Origin of the sequence: Saccharothrix sp., assembly GCF_031180885.1 — a bacterium.
In the GTDB taxonomy this organism is placed as follows: domain Bacteria; phylum Actinomycetota; class Actinomycetes; order Mycobacteriales; family Pseudonocardiaceae; genus Actinosynnema.
In genome coordinates this window covers 81,302-101,672 of record NZ_JAPSLK010000002.1, presented here as the reverse complement: position 1 = coordinate 101,672, position 20,371 = coordinate 81,302, and the positions used below count along the sequence as shown (strand labels likewise).

The following is a 20,371-nucleotide window of genomic DNA, read 5'->3' as shown; positions in this document are numbered from 1 at the left end:
GTCAGGACCTTTCCGGCAGGACGCCAGCGGTGGCCAGGAAGTCGATGTGGCGGCCGATCATCTCGGCGTCGGCCGGGGGGAACTCCACGCCGCACTCGGCCGCCGCCGCCCACGTGGCCGAGCAGTCGAACACGGGGTGGGCGCGGCGGGTGGTGGTCAGGCCGAACGCCAGCGGGCCGAACGCGCTGTCCGGGCTGTCCAGCATGAGCGCCCGCCACGCCTGGTAGTCCAGGACCTCGGTGGGGTAGCCCTTGGCGTTGAGGACGTCGCCCAGGTCGGCGTAGCGGAAACCGTCGGCCCGGTAGTAGTGGAAGTCCTTGCCGGCGTGCTCGGGGCGCAGCGAGATGCCGGCGATGGCGGCGGCCAGGCGGTCCACCGGCAGCATGTCGATGACGTCCTCGGTGCGGGGCACGGCACCGGTGTGGGCGCAGGTGGCGATCTGGCGGCTCAGGTACGACTCGGTCTTCGCGGTGCCGGTCCGGACGTCGCCGACGATGGCGGCGATGCGGTGGATCGACACCGGGACCCCGCGGTCGCGCGCCAGCACGCCCATCATGTCGGCGACCCACTTGGTGGTGTGGTAGCCGGTGTCCAGCCCGGCCGGGTCCTCCGGTCGGTCGGTCTCCTTGACCACCTGCTGGTCGTAGGAAGCGCCCAGGAACACGCCCAGCGTGGACATCAGGTGCAACGGCTTGGTGCGGTAGCGGGTCGCCAGGCGCAGGACGTCGACCGTGCTGCCGACGTGCGGCGGCATCATCCACTGGTAGGTCAGCACGAAGTTCATCACCGCGCCGTTGTGGTAGACGGCGTCCATGCTCTCGGCCAGCGCGTCGAACTCGTGGTTCGTCAGGCCGAGCATGGGTTTCGACATGTCACCGACCACCGGGAGGACCCGGGCCAGCGCGTCCTCCGGCACGTCGAGGTGTGCTCGCCGGAGGTTGGCGCGGACGCGGGCGGACGCGACCGCCGGAGTCTCCGCGCGGACCAGGCAGTGGACTTCGGCATCGGTCCGGGCCAGCAGCTCGGCCAGCAGGTGCGCGCCCAGGAAGCCGGTCGCGCCGGTGAGCAGGACCCGTTGGGGCGGTCCGGACACGGTGACACCGGCGGGGACCACGTCGTCGGGTGGTGTGGCGTCCACCCACATCTGCTCGACGGTGGGCAGGCCCGACTGGTAGCGCTTGGCGAAGGTGTGGTCGGACGCCGCCGCGCTCTCCACCACCTCGGCCAACTCGGCCAGGTCGGCGGTGGCGAACAGGGCGCGCAGGGGCACGGTCACACCCAGCAGCGACCGGACCTTCGCCAGCACGGCCGCCGCGATCAGCGAATGCCCGCCCAGGCCGAAGAACGAGTCGTGCCGGCCGACCAGGGGCGCGTTGAGCACCTCCGACCAGATCTCCGCCAGCACCCGCTCGACGGCCGTGCGCGGGGGCTCGTACGGCTTGGCGTCCACCACCGGCTCGGGCAGCTTCCGCCCGTCCACCTTGCCGTGCGCGGTCAACGGGAGTTCGTCCAGCACCACCCGGGCGCCGGGCAGCATGGCCTCGGGCAGGTGTTCGGCGCAGAACGCCCGCAGCTCGTCCAGTTCCGGCGCGGTCTCGCCGGCGCGCGGCACCACGTACGCCACCAGGGTGTCCGACCGGACCGCCACGGCCGCCTCGACCAGCTTCGGGTGCTTGAGCAGCGCCGCCCGCACCTCGCCCGGCTCGATCCGGTGCCCGCGCAGCTTGACCTGGTCGTCCACCCGGCCCAGGAACTCCAGCGTCCCGTCGGGCAGCAGCCGCGCCAGGTCGCCGGTCGCGTACACCCGTCCGCCCGGCACGGACGGGTCCGGCAGGTACGCCGAGGCCGTGCGCGCCGGGTCGCCCCGGTAACCCCGGGCGGGGGCACGGCCGCCGATGTAGAGCTGTCCGGGGACACCCACGGCGACCGGGCGCAGGTCGGCGTCCAGCACGTACGCGCGGACACCGGTCAACGGCCGGCCGATGGGCAGCGTGGCCGAACGGGGGTCGACCTCGGCGGCGTCCAGCGTCCGGTACGCGGTCGCGCACACCGTGGTCTCGGTCGGCCCGTAGTGGTTGACCAGCGACACCCCGGTGGCGGCCGCCCACTCGGCGACCGTCGCCGGCGGCACGGCCTCGCCACCGATCATCATGACCCGCAACGGGCTCGCGGTGTCGGTCACGCCCGCCAGGTCGGCCACCCACCGCTTCCACAGCGCGGCCGGGGCGTCCACGGCGGTCAGCCCGTGCTCGGCGCACAGTCGCAGCAGGTCCGGGCCGCCGATCGCGGCGGGCTCGGGGTGCACGGCCACCGCCGCGCCCGCGCACCACGCCGGGAACACGTCACCCACCGAGGCGTCGAAGCTCAACGGCGGCACCATCAGGATGCGTTGCCCCGGCCCGAAGTCGTGCAGCTCGACGAACGCCCGCGCGAGGTTGGCCAGCGTGTCGTGCTGGACCTGCACGCCCTTGGGCACTCCCGTCGACCCGGACGTGTAGATCACGTACGCCAGCCGACCGGGGTGCGCGTCGAAGACCGGCGCCGCCGCGGCCTCGCCGGTGAACGCCTCGTCCGCGGTGTCCAACAGGGCCCCGTGGAACTCGCCGAACCGGTCCCGCGTGCCCGGCGCGGTGATCACCACGGGCGCGCCGCAGTCCGCGAGCAGGCCGGCGAGCCGGGCGGGCGGGTGCGCCGGGTCGAGCGGCACGTACGCGCCACCGGCCTTGAGGATCGCCAGCAGCGCCACGAACGCGTCCGCCCCGGCCTTGAGCGCGAGCCCCACCGGCACCTCCGGCCCGACCCCGAGGTCCGCCAGGACGTGCGCGACCTTGTTCGCCCGCCGGTCCAGCTGCGCGAAGGTCAGCGACGAGCCGCCGACCTCCAGCACGGCCGTGGTGTCCGGATGGGCGTGGACCTGCTCGGCGATCCCGGCCAGCACGTCGGGGCTGTCCGGCGCGGGCTGGGCGTTGAGCAGTTCCGCGGCGACCCGGTCCGACTCCGTGGTCCACTCGACGGTCGACAGCCGGCTCTCGGCGGTCCACGACTCCAGCACCGTCAGCAGTTGCTCGGCGAACCGGGCCACCGTGTCCGGCTCGAACAGGTCCGTGCTGTAGTCGAGGTTCGCGGGCCAGTCCCCGTCGGTCTCCCGCACGTGCAGGGTCAGGTCGAACCGGCTCGTGCCCCGGTCCGCGGTCAGCGGCTCGGCGGGCAGCCCGCCCCAGCGCCCGGCGCCACTGCCCCGGTTGAGCACCAGCATGACCTGGAACAACGGGTGGTGCGCGAGGTCCCGGCGGGGCGCGACCCGCGCGGCCACCTCGTCGAAGCTGACCTCGGCGTGGTCCAGCGCGTCGATCGCGACGGCCTTGGCCCGCTTGAGCAGCTCGGCCACGGTCGGGTCGCCGGACAGGTCCATGCGCAGCGCGGTCGTGGTGACGAACATGCCCACCGACCGCTCCAGCTCGGGGAACGGCCGGTGCGTGGTCGGCGAGCCGATCACGAGGTCGTCGGCGCCGGACCGGCGGGACAGCACCAGGGAGAACGCCGCCAGCAGCCCGGCGAACGTGGTGCACCCGTGCGCCCGGGTCAGCTCGGCCAACCGACCGGCCAGCGCGGCGGGCACGACGAACCGGTGGCTGCCGCCGGCGACGGTCCGGTTCGGGGTGCGCGGCCGGTCCGCCGCCAGGTCCAGCACGTCGGGCGCGCCGGCGAGGCGGTCCGCCCAGTGGTCGAGCTGGCGCTGCCGCTCGCCGTCCGCGAGCCGCCCGGACTGCCAGTGCGCGTAGTCCGGGAACTGCGCCCCGACCGGCGCCAGCGCGACGCCCGCGTAGGCGTTGCCGATCTCCTGCGCCACCACGCCCAGCGACACGTCGTCGCACACGATGTGGTGCGCGGTCACGACCACGGCCGACGACCCGGGGCCGACCCGGATCAACCGGACCCGCACCAGCGGCCCTTCCTCCAGGTCGAACGGGGTGTCCACTTCGGACACCACCAGGTCTTCCAGCGACCCGTCGAGGTCGGTCACCACCACCGGCACCGACAGCGACGGCAGCACCTGCTGCGCGGGCGTGCCCTCGTCGTCCACGATCCGGGTGCGCAGGGCCTCGTGCCGGGCCACGACCACGTCCACAGCCCGCCGCAACCGCTCTGGGTCGACCTCACCGGCCACCCGCACCGCGAAGAACATGGCGTACGCGCCCGAGTCCAGCCCGAGCCGACCGGTCAGCCACAGGCCGCGCTGGTTGCCGGTCAGCGGGACGACCGCGCCCTCCGGCCGGCGCGGCACGCTCTGGCGGCCCCCCAGGCCGCGCTGGGCGAGCAGGCGCTCCAGCAGCCGCTCGCGGTGGTCGGACAGTTCGGTCACGAGTGCGTCCTCTCCGGGTCCGGCTGCTCTTCTGGGGTGGCGGTGGCCGCGTCGGGCAGGTCGTCCACGGTCCGCAGCCGGGGCCGCGACCACGCGAACGCGGTCAGCGCCAGCATCAGCACGCCGACCACGAGGAAGATCAGGGCGATGCCGCGGCCCTCACCGGTGCCGATCAGCGCACCCAGCGAGGACGCCAGCGCCCCGTCGGGCGCCATCAGCGGCTCGGCCACGCCGTCGGACAGCGGACCGATCACCAGGTAGGCCACCGGCATCGCGGCCGTGGACAGCGCCCGCACCACGCCGAGCACCCGGCCCAGCACGTCCTTGTCCACCTTGGTCTGCAACAACGTCACGCAGCACGTGTTCATCAGCGGCAACGTGAACAGGAACGCGGGCGCGGCCACCGCGATCAGCCACGGCGAGGGCGCGAGGCTGTGCAGGACGAGGAACACCCCGCCCAGCCCCAGCCCGGCGTAGATGCCCAGCACCCGCCGCTTCGGCCCGCCCCACGCGCCCATCACCAGCCCGCCGACGAACAGCCCACTGCCGCCCGCCGCCATCAGCAAGCCCAGCGTGGCCGGCGAGGAGAACGACAGGATCAGCGGCTGCACCAGCCCACCCGCCACGGCGAACAGGAAGTTCCACACCCCGAACACCGCGCACAGCACGAACAGGCCGGGCGCGCCGCGCAGCCACCGCAGGCCCGCCCCCAACCCCTGGGCACCGCTGCCCCGGCTCCCGCTCGCGCCCGCGGGGAGCCGGGCCAGCAGCAGCGCGGCGACCGCGAAGACCATCGACACCACGTCGATGACCAGCACGCCGCGCAGTCCGACCAGGCCGAGCAGCGCACCCGCGACCAGCGGCGCGGCGATCTGCACGCCCTGGGTGAGCTGCATCAGGCCGTTGACCCGACCCAGGTGCTCGGCCGGCACGAGCGCGGGCACCAGGGCCTGGTAGGCGATGAGGTGGAACGAGTTCAGCGTCGCGGTCAGCGCCGACGCCACGTAGACCTGCCACACCGCGAGGGAATCCGTGCTCACCGAGACCAGCAGCAACGCGGTCACCACGCCCGCGCCGGTGTCGGCGGCCAGCATGATCTTGCGCCGGTCGTACCGGTCGGCCACCGCGCCCGCGTAGGGCGCGAGCAGGATGCCCGGCACCACCGCGCAGAACTGGATCAGCACGAACTGGGTCACCGAGCCGGTGCCCAGGTACACCCACACGCCCAGCACGAACGCGGTCAGCGCCGAGCCGATCACGCTGACCAGCTGACCGGCCCAGACCACGGCGAACCGCTTCACGAGCCCTCCCCGAGCATGGCCGCGACCTCCTCGTCGGACAGCCCCGCGAGCTGCACCCGCAACTCCGCCACGGCCGTGATCCGGTCCGGCTCGTCCAGCGCCAGCAACGTCCCGGCCAGCCCGGCGACGGTCGGCGCGGCGAACAGCCGGCCGATCGGCACGGACACCGCGAACGCCCCGTGCACCCGCGCCAACGCCTTGGCCGCCAACAGGGAGTGCCCGCCCAGCGCGAAGAAGTCGTCGTGCACGCCGACCTCGGGCACCGCCAGCACCTCGCGCCAGATGCCCGCCAGCACCTCCTCGACCGCGTTCCGGGGCGCGACCCGCTCGCCACCGGCCGTCCAATCCGGCTCGGGCAGCGCCGCGCGGTCGATCTTCCCGTTGGGGGTCAACGGGAACGCGTCGAGCACGACGGCGGTCGCGGGCAGCATGTAGTCCGGCAGCCGCCCGGCCAGCGCACCGCGCAGCCGCGCCCAGTCCAAGGGGTGGTCGGCGACCAGGTAGGCGACCAGGCGGGCGTCCTTGGGCACCACCACGGCCTGCCGGACCTCGCCGGTGTCCAGAAGGGCGGTTTCGATCTCGCCCAGCTCGATGCGGAACCCGCGGACCTTCACCTGGTGGTCGGCGCGGCCCAGGAACTCCAGCGTCCCGTCGGCGCGGTGGCGGACCAGGTCACCGGTCGCGTACAGCCGCGCGCCCGGGGTCTTGGCGAACGGGTCGGGCACGAACCGGCTCGCGGTCAGCTCCGGGCGGCCCCGGTAGCCGCGCGCCACGCCCAGCCCGCCGATGTGCAGCTCGCCCACCACGCCCGGCGGCACCGGTTCCAGGCCGGAGTCGAGGACGTACAGGCGGGTGTTGCCGATGGGCGGGCCGATCACGACCGGCGCGGGCGACGGGTCGACCAGGCCGGCGGCCGACCAGACCGTGGTCTCGGTGGGGCCGTAGACGTTCCACAGCAGGGATTCGCCGGTCAGCAGGTCGTCGGCCAGGTCGCGGGGGAGCGCTTCGCCGCCGCAGATCCGGGTGGTGACGCCGTCCGGGACGCCGCCCGCCTCGACCAGCAGCCGCCACGTGGCCGGGGTCGCCTGCAGCACGGTCGCGTCTGTGAGCAGGTCGCGCAACGCTTTACCGTCCCCGGCGACCTCCGGCGGCACTACGGTGACCGACGCGCCGGCGGTGAGCGGGAGCAGCAGTTCCAGCACGGAGATGTCGAACGACAGCGTGGTGACGGCGGCCAGCCGGTCCTCGGGGCGGAGCCCGAACACCTGCTGGAACGACACCAGCAGGTTCACCACGGCCCGATGCGGCACCTCGACGCCCTTGGGCGTGCCGGTCGAGCCGGACGTGTAGATCACGTAGGCCAGGTCCTCGGGGTGCACCGGGGCCGGCGTCGGGGTGGCTGGTCTCGCGTCGGCCGGGGTGAGGAAGACACCGTCGAACGGGAGCGGGTCGAGGGCCGGATCGGTCAGCACGACCTCCGCGCCCGAGTCGGCCAGCATCAGCCCGAGCCTCGACGGCGGCCAGCCGGGGTCGAGCGGGAGGTAGGCCGCGCCCGCCTTCCAGATGCCGAGGACGGCCGCGACCAGGTCCGGGGTGCGCGGCAGGTGCAGGGCGACCAGCGAGCCCCGGCCCACACCGTGCCGTTGCAGGAGCGCCGCGATGTGGTCGGACCGCTCACCCAGCTCGCGGTAGCTCAACGGGCCGACGGCGGGCGCGTCGGGGTCGCCGGCGATCAGGTCGAGCGCGGTGGTCGCCTTGGGCAGCGGGAGTCCGGTGGCGTTGAAGCCTTCCAGGACCTCCCAGCGGTGGACCCCGGTCAGCGCGTCCAGCTCGGAGATCCGCCGCTCCGGGTGTTCGGCGGCGGCGACGAGCAGGGCGATCAGCCGGTCGGTGAAGTCGGCGATGGTGTCCTCGTCGAACAGGTCCGTGCTGTACTCGACGCCCAGCGCGAGCGTGTCGCCCCGGTGCTCGGCGGCCACCGTGATGTCGAACTTCGAGACCCCGGGGTCGGGCGTGATCGACTCGACCTCCAGTCCGGGCAGGCTGATCGCGACCGGCGGGGTGTTCTGGAGGATGAGCTGGGCCTGGAACAGCGGCGCGTGGCCCAGGCTGCGCTGGGGCCGCAGGTGCTCCACGAGCCGTTCGAACGGCAGCTCCGCGTGCGCCAGGCCGTCCACAGTGGACTTCTTGGTGCGTTCCAGCAGCTCCGCGAACGTGGGGTCGCCGGCCACCGAGGTGCGCAGGGCGAGGGTGTTGACGAAGAACCCGATCAGGTTCTCCAGATCCGGGTGGGAGCGACCGGCGACCGGGGTGCCGACGACCACGTCGTCCTGGCCCGCCAGCCGCCCCAGCCGGGCCGCGAAGGCTGCCAGGAGCACCATGAACAGGGTCACGCCGTGCTTGCGGGCCAGGGACTCCAGCGCCGCCAACGGCCCGGCAGCCACGGTGCCGTACCGCAGCGCGCCCCGGTACGTGCTCGCGGTCGGGCGCGGCCGGTCGGTCGGCAGGGTCAGCAGTTCGGGCGCGCCGTCGAGGTGCCGGGCCCAGTAGTCGAGGTGGGTCGCCGCGACCTCGCCCGCCATCCGGTCCCGTTGCCACACCGCGAAGTCCGGGTACTGCAACCGCAGCTCGGGCAACCGGGCCGCACGACCTTCCAGCGCCGCCGCGTACCCCTCGCCCAACTCGCCCAGCAGGACCGACAGCGACCAGGCGTCCGAGGTGATGTGGTGCAGGTTCAACACCAGGACGTGGTCGTCGTCCGCGAACCGGCCCAGCGAGGCCGTGAACAGCGGACCCCGCTGGAGGTCGAACCCGACCGCCCCGCGCTCGTCGGCGAACTTTCGAGTTTCAGACTCACGGTCACCGTCGGGCAACTCGAAGTCGTCGAGCGCGACCACCCCGGTGGGCGTCACCAGCTGCACGGGTTCGCCGCCGGAGTCCGGGAAGGTGGTGCGCAGGGCCGCGTGACGGGCCACGACGGTGTCCAGGGCTTGCCGCAGGGCCGAGCGGTCGAGCGGGCCGCGCAGGCGCAGGCCCAGCGGGATGTTGTAGACCGCGCCGCCGGGGGAGAACTTCTCCAGGAACCACAGGCGTTGCTGCCCGAACGACAGCGGGTAGGCGGCCGGTTTCGCCGCCCGCTCGCGCAGCCGGCGGGCCAGCAGTTCCCGCTTGCGCGCGGCGGACCCTGCGTCGGGGTGGGTCATGGTCAGCTCCCGGACGTGGCGAGTCGGTCGGCGGCGGCGCGGACGTCGCCGCGCAGGTGCGTGGGGACCCGGTCGCCGAAACGCTCCAGGTACGCGGTGAGGGTCACGTCGTCGTCCCGCAGGAACGGGAAGTCGGTGGGCACCATGTGCCGGATGGCCAGCATCGGCACGGGGCTGCTCAGCGGCCGGAACAGCGGGTTCCACAGGCCGGCCTTGTCCGGCGGGCCGGGGTGGAACTCGCCGACCATCAGGCCGTTGGCGGTGTACTCGGGTTTGAGCAGTTCCTGGGTCCGGTCCACGATGGACCAGTCGGCGGGATCGCGCAGCTCCGGGAACAGCACCAGGATCGTCTTGAACTGCGCGCCCGGCCCGGACCTCGGTTCCAGCTCGGCGAACCAGTCGCGGTAGTGCAGCAGCAGTTCGGCGAGTTCGGCGGGCTCGGTCGGGCGGCCCGGGTGCACGGACAGGAAGAACAGGCCCTTCTGCAGGGACGTGTCGGTGAACGGGCACACGTCGCCGCGCCGGCCCAGCTCCGGGTGCGGCGCGCACAGGTAGTCACCCGCCCATTCGAACACCGTCCGCAGCGCGACCTCGTGGGCGGCGACCTGCTCGGGGAGTGCGGGGGCGGCGAAGTCCGACGGCTCGACCAAGGGATGGGCCGGCCGGCTCGGGTGGATCAGCATCATCTCACCTGCCTCTTGCGGCGGACTCCTGCGAGGCCGCGTCGGCTTGTCGTGTCGCCTTTCCCGACGATCACGCCCTTCGATCGGCGGGACAGGCGGCGCGACGAGCCGACTTCCAGGCGGCCTCGCCGCGGCGCCGGAGGCGACGCAATCCAACGCAGTGCGAGTCCGACCATGCCCGCGCCGGTGAGCGCGGTGACAAGGGCCAACAGGCGGTCCTGGCGCTGGGCACGGGCCAGGGCTTCGCCGTAGGGCGTGGTCGTGTGCGCGATCAGGGTGTAGAGCGGCACCCAGGAGCGCGGGAACAGGCGGTGCAGCACCAGGTCCGCCTTCTTGCGGGCCAGGAACAGCGGCGAGCGCAGCTTGGCGCGCAGCTCCACGAAGTTGCGCTTGGACAGCTCCGCCAGCACGTCGGTGTGCGGCCGGCGCGCGTTCTCGAAGGCCGCCAACGCCTTCGGGAGGTCGTGCGGGTGGGCGGCCAGGCAGCGGTCCAGGACCGAGCAGTCCTCGAACGCGGCGTTCATGCCCTGGCCGAAGAACGGGTACACCGCGTGCGCGGCGTCGCCCAGCAGCACCACCCCGCGGCCGGACCCGGTGGCCAGGTGCCAGGGCTCGGTGCGGATGGTGACCAGGCTCGCGGGCGGGTGGGCCAGGAACTGCTCCACCACGTCCGGGATCAGGGTCAGGGTGTCGGGGAAGCGGCGGGCGAAGAACTCCCGCACCCGCGCGGCCGTGTCCAGCCCGGCGAAGCCCTGCGCCCCTTCGAACGGCAGGAACACCGTGGCGGTGAGCGAGCCGTCCGCGTTGGGGTGGGCCACGATCAGCCCGTCGTCCCCCGGCCACACGTGCAGCGCCCGCAGCTCGGTGCGCGGCCGGCCGTCGTCGCCGACCGGGATCAGCAGCTCCTTGTAACCCCACTCCAGGTACTCCTGGTGCAGGGTCATCCGGCGGCCCTTCCCGAGGTGGGTGCGCACGGCGGAGAACGCGCCGTCCGCGCCCACCACCAGGTCCGCGTCGAACTCGGCGGTTTCCGTTGCCACGGAAGGCTTCTCGCGGTCCACGGCGACGACCTTGTGGCCCCAGAAGAACTCGACGCCCTGCTTCTCGGCCTCGTCGATCAACGCCACGTTGAGGTCGTGGCGCAGGATGGAGTGCAGGATCTGGTCCTCTTCGGTCCCGTAGGGCTGGAACCGCAACGCCCCGTCGGGCGCGTGCACCACCCGACCGCGCATCGGCACGGTCAGCGGCTTCAACGTGTCGAGGATCCCGATCTCCTTCAGGGCCACGATCCCGCGCTGGGAGAGGCCGAGGTTGATCGACCGCCCGGCCTCGCGCGCACCGGGCGTGCGCGGATCCTCCCGCCGTTCCAGCACCCGCACCGCGAACCCGCGCCGCGCCAGGTAGACCGACACCAGCGAGCCCGCCAGGCCCGCGCCCACCACCACCGCGCGGCTCACAGCTCGTCCTCGCTCAACGTCCCCAGCAACCGGTCGATCTCCTCGTCGGACAGGTCGTCGAGCTGGTCGAGCAGCGGCACCGGGCCGCGGGTGCCGGCGCTCGCGGTGTCCAGCGCCGACCGCAGACCCGCGATGGTGGGCGCGGCGAACAGGGCCGCCAGCGGCAGGTCCGCGCCCAAGGTCGTGCGGACCCGGGCCAGCATCTGGGTGGCGGTCAGGGAGTGGCCGCCCAGCGCGAAGAAGTTGTCGTGCACGCCGACGCTGCCCGGGATGCTCAGCACGTCCTGCCAGATCCGGGCGATCCGGGCCTCGGTGTCGTCGCGCGGCGGCACGTGCTCGGTGGCCGCGCCGGTCCACGACGGTTCGGGCAGCGCAACCCGGTCGATCTTGCCGGTGCCGGTGCGCGGCAACGCGGCCAGTTCCACGATGGCGGCCGGGACCATGTACTCGGGCAATCGTTTTCCCAGGTGCGGGCGCAGGTCGTCGACCGGCCGGTGCAGGACGACGTGGGCGACCAGCCGGACGTCCGCCGCGCCCGCCGACCACGTGGTGACCACCGCGTCGGCCACGTCCGGGTGCGCCCGCAGCACGGCCTCGACCTCGCCGGGCTCGATCCGGAACCCGCGGATCTTGACCTGACGGTCGGCACGGCCCAGGAACTCCAGCGAGCCGTCAGCACGCGGCCGGACCAGGTCGCCCGTGGCGTAAAGCCGGTCTCCGCCGAAGGGGTCGGGCACGAACTTGTCGGCGGTCAATGCCGGCAGGCCGTGGTAGCCGCGGGCGACCCCCGCGCCACCGATGTACAACTCGCCGATCACACCGGGGAGTACCGGGCGCAGCAAAGGGTCCAGCACGTGCAGGGTCGTCCCGTCGACCGCCGGCCCGAGCCGGACCGGCGCGGGGCCGTGCGGCACCACGCCGGCCGTCGAGTAGACCGTGGTCTCGGTGGGTCCGTAGCCGTCGATGAGGGTCGCCCCGCCGGACTGGAGGTCGTCCGCGAGGTCCCGGGTGAGCACTTCGCCGCCGGTGACCCGCAGCCGGACGTGGTCGGGCACACCACCCGCCGCAACGACCATCCGCCAACTCGCCGGGCCGCCCTGCACGACCGTGGCCCCGGATTCCGCGATCCGCCGCCGCAGCAGCGCCCCGTCCGCCACGTCGGCGGCGGGCACGGCGGTGAACCGGGCGCCTCTGATGAGAGGCACCAGCATCTCCACGGTGGAGACGTCGAACGCCGGCGTGCTGATGGAGGCCAAGCGGTCGTCGGGGGACAGGTCCAGCAGCCGGTCCATGGTCCGGACGAGCGCGGCCAACCCGCCTTGCGTGACGCGGACGCCCTTGGGCTTACCGGTGGAGCCGGAGGTGTAGATGATGTAGGCCAGGCTCTCCGGGATCGGCGGTACGGCGTCCGGCGGGGTGTCGGGTCCGTCGGAATGCAGGTCGACCGTGGTCCACGGCCCGTCAAGGGCCTTCTCGGGCGAGTCGGTGACCAGCACCGTGATCCCCGCGTCCAACGCCATGGTGGTCAGGCGTTCGACGGGCCACGACGGGTCGAGCGGCAGATAGCCCGCGCCGACCTTCCACGCCGCGAGGATGCCGGTGATCGTGGGTTCGCCGCGGTCGAGGCACAGCGCCACCGGGTCGTCCGGTCGCGCGCCCGCCGCCTTCAGGGCGTGGGCGAGGCGGTTGGCGGCGCGGTCGAGTTCCCGGTGGGTCAGGGTTTCGACCATCGCGTCCGGGTGGGCGGCGAGGGCTCGGGTGATGAGGTCGAGTGCGGTTTCCGTTGGCTTGAAAGGGGTTTGCGGGGTCGGAGTGGTGGTGAGAGGGAGTTCGGTGACTTTGGTTGTGGGGTCGGTGCCGCCGGTGAGGGCGGCGAAAGCGTTGTGCAGTGCGGCGATGGTGGGTTCGTCGAACAGTTCGGCGTCGTACTGCCAGCGGCCGAACCAGGTGTCCCCGTCGCGCTCCACGGTCAGCGAGAGGTCGAACTTCGCGCCACCGTTGGACACCGGCTCCGGGCGCAGGGTCAGCTCACCCGCTTTCCGGGCCGGCGGCAGGGGTTCGACCGCGAACATCACCTGCACCAGGGGCGCGTGGGCCAGGGTCCGTTCGGGCGCGACCAGGTCCACGACCTGCTCGAACGGCAGGTCCTGGTGCTCCAGCGCGGCCACGGTCGCCGCCTCGGCGGCCCGCACGACGTCACGCAGGGTCGTGTCCGGCTCGAAGGTGGCCCGCAGCGGCAGGGTGTTGGCGACGAACCCGACCAGGCCCTCGGTCTCCGGTCGGGTGCGCGCGGCGACCGGGGTGGCGACGAGGAGGTCGCTCTGGCCGGTGACCCGGTGCAGCACGCACTGGAACAGCGCGAGCAGGTGCGCGAACGAGCCGTCGGCCACGGTCAGCTCCCGGCGGAGCTCCGCGCCCCGCCCGGTGGGGGTGTCCGGGCGGGGGCGGTCGCCGGGCAGCGGGAGGACGGTCGGCGCGCCGCGCAGGGCTTCCGACCAGTACCGGGCGTCGTCGGCGAACGCGCCGGCGTCGACCTGTTCCTGTTGCCACAGCGCGTAGTCCGGGTACTGGACGGGCAGCTCGGGCAGGTCGGTGTCCCCGGCGTAGCAGCGCGCCAGCTCGTCGAACAGCACCGCGCACGACCAGCCGTCGGCGATGCTGTGGTGCAGCACCAGGACCAGGACTTCGCGGTTGACCAGGGTCGCGCGCAGCAACGGCCCGGTGTGCAGGTCGAACGGCTCGCGCACCAGGCTTTTCACCGTGGCGTCCACGTCGTCGGTTTCGAGCCTTGACAGCGGCACGGCCTGCGACTCGGACACGACCTGCACGGGGACACCGTCCTCGTCGGCGAACCGGGTCCGCAGCGCCTCGTGCCGGGCGACGACCGCGTTGAGCGCGTTGTGCAGCGCGTTGACGTCCAGCGGCCCGTCGAGCGCCACGCGCCAGCCGATGTTGTAGACCGGGCTGGCCGGCATGAGCTGGTCCAGCAGCCACAGCCGGCGTTGCCCCGACGAGGCGGGGAACCGGAACAGTTCGGGGGTCACCGTGCTCACCGCGTTCCTCCCTGGTGCCAACCCCGGCGGTCGACGGCGACCAGCCGGAACTCCGCGGTGTGCCGGTTGCCCTCGGCGTCGGTCAGCCACAACGCGTCCGGCCCCGGCAACATCTCGCCGACCGCCATGGGCGCGTCCGGCTTCTCCCGCTCCAAAGCGCGCACCGCGTGCGCGAACAGCTCCACCGACGGACCGCTCTCCAGGTCCGCGTAGAACGGCTTGTGCTCCACCGGGCTCTTGACGAACACGAACCGGGGGATGCCGTGCTCCCGCCGCCACGCCTGCGCGCCCAGGAACCGGCTCGGCTCGTCCGGGGCGAACGCGAACCTGGTCGCGGCGGCCGGCAACCGCCAGCTCTCCCGCGCCACCACCAGGCGGTCGAGGGTCACCCGCGGGGTGTGCGCGCCCGTGGGCAGCAGCCGGAACTTCTGCACGAGCTGCGCCATGATCTGCTCGTTCAACAGCTCGACGAGGCTGAGGTCGACCCGGCCGTCCCGGCTGCGCACCCGCAGCCGGCCGTCCACGTCGACCACCGAGCACGCCCCGACGGGCACCGCGCCGTCCACGTCCGGGCCGCACGAGTCGTGCCCGAACACGATCCGCAGGTCGTGCGGGAGCACGAGGGCGTCGGCGAGGCGTTGCGGTGTGCCGCCCTGCTCGCGGGTCGTGGTGAGGACCACGCGCGGGCTGGCCATGTCGTGCGCCATCGCCTGGCGCAGTTGCTCCGGGTCGGGGTGCTGGGAGACGAACAGCGCCGACCGCATGGTGTTGACGCCGGGGTGGACCTCGCCGAGCACCCAGTGGAAGTCGCCTTGTCGGACGGCGTCCGCGTCCTTCGCGGCGAGCAGCACGTCCGGGCTGTGCTGCACCGCGCCGCGCCACCCGGGTCGGGGTGCGGAAAACGTTTTCAGCACTGCTTCCCGGACTTCGTCGGGGTCGTAGTGGGTCTTCGTGTCGCCGAGGGCGGTGGCCCACCGGTTCTGGAGTGCGGTGACCAGGCGGTCCAGGAGCCGGTCGTCCATCCGGAAGATGGTGTCGTTGGCCCACAACCAGAAGTCGGCGAGCCGGACTTCCTTCCGGCCGCGGGCGTTGTGCTGGAAGACCTCGCGGAGTGCGCGGGTGTAGAGGGCCGCGCCCGCGTACGTGAACCACCGGGCGGCTTCGAGGACGAGTTCGAGGGCCGGCCACAGGGTGTCGAGGAGGGCGGGGGAGAGCGTGACCTCCAGATCCCTTCGACATTCCTCGTGCACCAGCGTGCGGCCCGCGTAGAACAGGCCCGGCCGACGCACCGCCTCCGCGCCGGTGATGGCGGTGAACCTCTCCTGGAGGTCGCCGATCGCTGCGACGAGCCGGTCCGGGTCGTTCGTGGCGTTCTTGATCGCGTCCCGGGCTTGCTCGATGCTTGCGAGCTTTTCACTCGTTCGGTGGCGCACTTCTTCGTCGTCGATGCGCTCGATCTGCTTGCGCAGGGCCAGTTCCGGGACCAGTGCGGACGGCGGAACTTCCAGCGTCCACGCGATCCGCTTGGCTTGCCTCAGCCGTTCGAGCGTGTCCAGGACGGTGCGCTTGTCTGCCTTGAGGTGTTCGACGATGTCCACGGCCCGGCGGCGGCCGTCGCACGCGGCGAGCACGGCGGCGTCCAGTGGCGGCAGGGTGATGGGGTCGGCCAGTGGCACGTGGAGGGTGTCGTGGTCGATGTCGAGGAACGGCATTCGGCGGGGGACGGCCCACGGGCGGACGGCGTCGGTGGTGAGGGCTTCGGCGAGTTCGTGGACGGCCCAGTTCTCGAGGTAGACCGTGCGGCGGTCGACCAGGTTCGGTCCGGGGCGGGCGGAAAGCGTTTCCCGGGCGTCGTCACGGACGTAGGCCCAGCCGACGGGGCCGAAGAAGCCGATGGTGTCGTTCTTCGCGCAGTACCGTTGGAGGTAGCTGACGACGGTGTGTTCCCAGCGGCGGTAGTCGACGTTGCGGGTCTTGTCGCGGGACTTGTGGAGGGCGTCGACGGCGGTCTGGAGGGCGCGGGGGTTCTGCCAGGCAACCGCTTCCCGGAACTTCGCGTCCCCGCTGATCTCGTGCAGCACCTCAGCGGTCCGCGCCCGCCCTGCCTCGAACTCCTCCCTGAACCGTTGCAACGCCACTTCGTGGCGTGCGGCGGCCTGCGCGGCCTCAGCCAACGCCGCATCGACTTCAGCCGCCCCGTCCAACGCGGCCCGAGCCTCCGCGAACCGCCCCTTGCGCACCAGCCTTCCGACTCGCCTGAGCCTGGTCCTTTCCTCCCCTTCGGCAGCGTCCTCCACCACCCGCAACACCTTGAACGCCGCCCATCGGGCTTCCCCGACGACGTCCTCGGCCGCGATCACCGCGTCGGCGGCTCGTGCGGCTTCCGGTGAGGCGACGGCCAACAGGGGCTCGATGCCGAACCCCGTACCCCGCAACTCAACCCACCGCCAGACGGCCCACTCGCCGGTGCCGCTGGGGACGACGAGATGATCGGCGGGCGCGCTGAGCCGGCTCGGTGTGGTGGGCCGGGCAGGCGCTTGGGTGGGTGCGGTCGGCGCGGCGTGCTGGTTGGGTGCCTGGGTGGGTGTGGTCGGCGCGGCGTGCTGGTTGGGTGCGGTCGGTGCGGTCGGTGCGGTCGGTGCGGTCGGTGCGGTCGGTGCGGTCGGTGCGGTCGGTGCGGTCGGTGCGGTCGGCGCGGCGGCTTGGGCGGCTTGCGCGGGTGCGGTTGACGCGGCGGGTTGGGCCGGCGTTTGTGTGGGCGCCGGCGCGGGCTCGGTGGGCGGTGCCTTTTGGGCGGGCACCTGCGTGGGCGCCAGCGGGGCGTGTTGGTTGGGCGCTTGCCGGGGCGAGGCCGGCGCCGACTGTTGAGCGGGCACCGCCAGTTGAGTGGGTGCCGCGTGTTGGCTGGGTGCCACCTCTTGCTCGGGCGCCACCCTCTGCTCGGGCGCCATCCTCTGCTCGGGTGCCACCTCTTGCTTGGGCGTGGCCTCCGGCCCCCGGTTCCATTGTCCCACGGGGGTACGACAATCCTGCTCCGAGCGCCCCTGGGGCTCATTGTCCCGCGGACCACCGACATTCTCGGGTGTGCGCGGGGCGGGGACGCGGTAGGTGGAGCGGTCGCGGCGGGTGATGGTGGTGAGAGTTCGCGCGTTGCGGGTGCCGTCGACCACCGCCGCGCACGCGGCAAGAGTCCTCGCCCGGTGGAGTTCGGCCACGGGGACGTCCACGCCGAACTCCTCGCGGATGCGGAAAGCCAGCCTCACCGCGAGCAGGGAGTTGCCGCCAACAGCGAAGAAGTCGTCCTCCGCGCACACCTCATCGGCACCCAACAGCGCCCCCCACAACCCCGCCAGGCGCTGCTGAGTGCCGGCGGCAGGCGGGGTGCCGGAGCGCTGGCCTGAGGTTCGGAGCGCACGGAGGGCCGCTCGGTCGACCTTCCCGCTGCGGTTCAGGGGGAGTTCGGGCAGCACGACGTACTGCGCGGGACACAGGTACGCAGGCAGGCGGTCCTCGACGTGGCGGCGCATGGCGGGGACGTCCACCGCACCGGTCACATAAGCCACCAAGTGCCGGGCCTCACCCTCGCCGGCCGGCAGGACCAGAGCCTCAGCGACCCCGGCGCACTCCCGGAGAACGCTTTCCACCTCCGCCGGCTCCACCAGGAACCCGCGCACCTTCACCTGCTGGTCCGCCCGCCCGAGGAACTCCAGCACCCCGTCCGGCCGCCACCGCGCCAGGTCGCCCGTCCGGTACAGCCGCCCGCCCGGCGCGCCGAACGGGTCCGGCACGAACTTCTCCGCCGTCAGCGCCGGGTTCGCCCAGTAACCCCGCGCCAACCCCGCGCCCCCGGTGTACAACTCACCCGGCACGCCCACCGGCACCGGCCGCATCCGCTCGTCCAACACGTACACCGTGCTGCGCTGAACCGGCGTCCCGATCGGCACCGACGCCCCGACCTGCCGAGGATCGGTGACCACGAAACACGACGTGAACGTGGTGTTCTCGGTCGGCCCGTACCCGTTGACCACCGGCTTGCCGCCCCGCGCGACCAGCGCCGCCCGCACCGCGTCCGGCGCCAGGACGTCACCACCGGCCAGCAACTGCGCCACCGGCTCCAGCACCTCGGGCGCGTGCGCCACCAACTGGTGGAACAGCCCGGCGGTCAGCCACAGCACGCTCACCCCGTGCTCGCGCACCAGCGCACCCAGCACCGCCGGGTCCGGCGGCCCCTCGGGCGCGGCGACGACCCGGCCGCCGGTCAGCAGCGCGCCCCATACCTCCAGCGTGGTCAGGTCGAACGCCGTCGCCGACAGGTGCAGGAACGTCTGCCCCGGCCCGAACTCCGCGAACGTCGGCCGCGTCACCAGCCGCACGACCCCCCGGTGCGGCACCGCCACACCCTTGGGCCGCCCGGTCGAACCGGACGTGTAGTTCACGTACGCCACGCTCAACGCGTGCGCCCGAGCCGGCACCGGCGTGTCCGGACCGTCCACTGAGGACACCAGGACCGCCGAAACACCTTCCGGCAACGGACGTTCCCGATCGGTCACCACCAGCCGCGTCCCGGACTCGCGCAACGCCACCGCGTCCCGCGCCGCCGGGTTGGCCGGGTCCAGCGGCAGGTAGGCCGCGCCCGTCTTCACCACGGCGAGCATCGCGGTCACCAGGTCCGCCCCGCGCGGCAACGCCAAGCCCACCGGCTCGTCAGCCTTCGCCCCCCGCGCCAGCAGGGTGTGCGCCAACCGGTTCGACCGCCGGTCCAGCTCGGCGTAGGACAGCCAGCCCTCGGGGGAGTGGACGGCGTCGGCGTCCGGCCGCAGCCGCACCTGCTCGGCGAACAGCGCCGGAACGGTCGCGTCCGCCGGGTAGTCCACGGCCGTGTCGTTCCACTTCTCCAGCAGCCGCACCAGGTCCGCGCCACGCGGCTCGGTCAGCTCGCGCACCGGGCGCTCCGGCGCCTCGGCCATCCCGGCCAGCAGCTCCCGGAACTGCCCGAGCAGCGCCTCCGGCGCCCAGTCGGGGAACCGGGTGACGTCGTGGATCAGTTGCAGGCTCAGGTGCGGCTCGGCGAACGCGTACAACGTCATCGCGTAACCGGGGCTGCGCAGGATGCGCACCGTCCGCCCGGCGGGCGCGGTGGGCCGCGCGGACAACACGGTGTTGATCTCGCGGTGCTCGAACAGCACCAGGCTGCGCATGAGCTGGTCGTGCCCGGCGGCGCGCTGGATGTCCGGCAGCGGCGCGAGCTGGTGGTCCCGCGCGCCGACCGACCGCTCCCGCACGGTCCGCAGCCACTGCGCCACCGGCGCGTCGAGGTCGACCGGCAGCCGCAGCGGCACGGTGGCCAGCAGCAGCCCGACCATGTCCTCCGCGCCGGCCACGGAACCGTGCCGCGCCGCCCGGGTCACCCCGAACACGGCCTCGCTGCTGCGGGCGTGCGTGGCCAGCACCAGACCCCACGCCGCGAGCACGACCGTGTTCACCGTGACGCCTGCGACGGCGGCCAGGTTGCGCACGGCGGCGGTCTCCGCGTCGGACAGGTCGGCGGTCGCGACGCCCATCACCGGTGTCGCGGAACCGTTGTGCTCCAACGGGAGCAGCCCCGGCTCGGGCATCCCGGCCAGCTCCCGCGCCCAGAACTCGCGGTCCCGGACGGCCAGGGGGTGCTCGGGCGCGGTGCGCTCGGCGTACCAGCGGGCGTACTCGGCGAACTCGGGCCGGTCCGGGAAGACCGCCGTGCCGCCGGAGGCGTAGTCGTCGTCGATCTCGGAGAGCAGGATCGCGAGCGACCGGCCGTCGAGGATCGCGTGGTGGAACGTCGCCACCACGACCCCACCCGGCAACGCCCGCACCCGCAACGGCGGCCCCGCCACCGGGTCGACCCCCGCACGCCGGTCCGCGGCCAGGAACGCCGAGACATCGCTGACCGAGTCGTCGGCCACCACGGGCACGTCGGACGCGGGGCCGGCCCATTGCTCGGCCTCCCCGTCGGCGCGCCAGCGGAACCGCGTCCGCAGGATCGGGTGCCGTTCGACCGCCCTGCGCCACGCCGCGAGGTACGCCTCCGCGTCGAACGGCGCGGCGAACCGCTGCACGCACTGGATCACGTCCGTGCCCGCGGCCGGGTCGCGCAGACCGGCGGCGATCATTCCCCGCTGCAACGGCAGCGCGGGCGTGGTCCGGACAGCCGGATCCGGGTACACCAAAGCCTCCCAATAGTGGCGCATTCGGGCGTGCCGATTCATCGGCTATTCGCGAGCAGCATTCAGCCACTCGCGAAAAAGGTGTGGAACCAACCGGTGGAGCCGCTG

The 20,371-nt window shown here is 73.2% G+C and carries 7 protein-coding genes; all 7 read right to left on the bottom strand.

Annotation, left to right across the window (positions count from 1 at the left end; translation table 11 throughout):
- Position 1: 1 nt before the first annotated feature.
- Genes RIN75_RS04750 through RIN75_RS04720 form a run of 7 tightly spaced genes read right to left on the bottom strand, consistent with a single transcriptional unit; the run spans position 2 to position 20,263 of the window.
- A complete protein-coding gene (locus RIN75_RS04750) occupies positions 2–4,363 on the bottom strand; it encodes an amino acid adenylation domain-containing protein (RefSeq protein ID WP_309110523.1) in 4,362 nt (1,453 codons plus the stop codon).
- Positions 4,360–5,664: an MFS transporter gene (locus RIN75_RS04745; protein ID WP_309110522.1), complete on the bottom strand. Its 1,305-nt coding sequence runs from the start codon at positions 5,662–5,664 to the stop codon at positions 4,360–4,362. The genes RIN75_RS04750 and RIN75_RS04745 overlap by 4 nt, the downstream gene beginning before the upstream one ends.
- A complete protein-coding gene (locus RIN75_RS04740; RefSeq protein ID WP_309110521.1) occupies positions 5,661–8,867 on the bottom strand; it encodes an amino acid adenylation domain-containing protein in 3,207 nt (1,068 codons plus the stop codon). Before RIN75_RS04740 ends, RIN75_RS04745 begins: the two co-directional genes overlap by 4 nt.
- 2 nt (positions 8,868–8,869) lie before the next feature.
- Positions 8,870–9,550, bottom strand: coding sequence for a DUF6875 domain-containing protein (locus RIN75_RS04735; protein WP_309110520.1), 681 nt, complete (start codon positions 9,548–9,550; stop codon positions 8,870–8,872).
- Complete coding sequence (locus RIN75_RS04730) at positions 9,550–11,007, bottom strand: NAD(P)/FAD-dependent oxidoreductase (protein WP_309110519.1); 1,458 nt, start codon at positions 11,005–11,007, stop codon at positions 9,550–9,552. Before RIN75_RS04730 ends, RIN75_RS04735 begins: the two co-directional genes overlap by 1 nt.
- Positions 11,004–14,060, bottom strand: coding sequence for an amino acid adenylation domain-containing protein (locus RIN75_RS04725; RefSeq protein ID WP_309110518.1), 3,057 nt, complete (start codon positions 14,058–14,060; stop codon positions 11,004–11,006). The genes RIN75_RS04730 and RIN75_RS04725 overlap by 4 nt, the downstream gene beginning before the upstream one ends.
- Positions 14,057–20,263 carry a non-ribosomal peptide synthetase gene (locus RIN75_RS04720; RefSeq protein WP_309110517.1) on the bottom strand — a complete coding sequence of 2,069 codons (6,207 nt, stop codon included), beginning with the start codon at positions 20,261–20,263 and terminating at the stop codon, positions 14,057–14,059. The genes RIN75_RS04725 and RIN75_RS04720 overlap by 4 nt, the downstream gene beginning before the upstream one ends.
- Positions 20,264–20,371: the final 108 nt, after the last annotated feature.